The organism is Undibacterium sp. TC4M20W (assembly GCF_049340245.1).
Classification (GTDB): Bacteria; Pseudomonadota; Gammaproteobacteria; order Burkholderiales; family Burkholderiaceae_D; genus Undibacterium.
Genome location: NZ_JBMPPI010000068.1, coordinates 1 through 639, shown reverse-complemented (window position 1 = coordinate 639; position 639 = coordinate 1). Strand labels below are relative to the sequence as shown.

General features: G+C 49.5%; 1 protein-coding gene. It reads right to left on the bottom strand.

The window, feature by feature from the left end:
• A partial coding sequence (locus ACO0LL_RS30310) for an IS5 family transposase (protein ID WP_422954535.1) occupies positions 1-562 on the bottom strand: 562 nt, incomplete at its 3' end.
• Positions 563-639: the final 77 nt, after the last annotated feature.

Below are 639 nucleotides of genomic sequence, written 5' to 3'. Positions count from 1 at the left end.
TGGTCTTGCTATCAACGCCTATGTGTCCCTTCATCCCGAAATACCATTGATTGCCTTTTTTGGTCTGGCGCATTTCCGGATCACGTTTGCCTTCTTTGTTCTTGGTGGAAGAAGGTGCTGAAATGATCGTAGCATCGACGATGGTGCCGCCCGACACTTTCATTCCTCGCTCCTGCAAATGACGGCCTACTTCTTCGAAGATACGTTTGCCAAGGTCATGGCGCTCCAGCAGATGCCGGAATTTGCACACAGTGGTCTCATCCGGCACGGCTTCATTGCCCAGGTCAATAGCGGCAAAGCTGCGCATGGAGACGGATTCATATAAGGCTTCCTCGACAGCCGGGTCAGACAGGTTGAACCATTGTTGCAAGAAATAAATGCGTAGCATGCGCTCCACGCCAACAGGCGGGCGTCCATTACCTGCCTTGGGATAATGGGGCTCTATCAGTTTGCATAGCATAGCCCATGGCACGACCTGATTCATCTCTGATAGAAACACTGCTCGCTTCGTCGTCTTGGCATAGCGTTCAAAGCCACCTTCGGCAAATGTTGTCTGTCTCATGGTATTTATGATTCAATGGAAAATAAGCTTATATTACCGTTTCTGAATCATTGCTCGGGGACTTAATCAGAGATTCC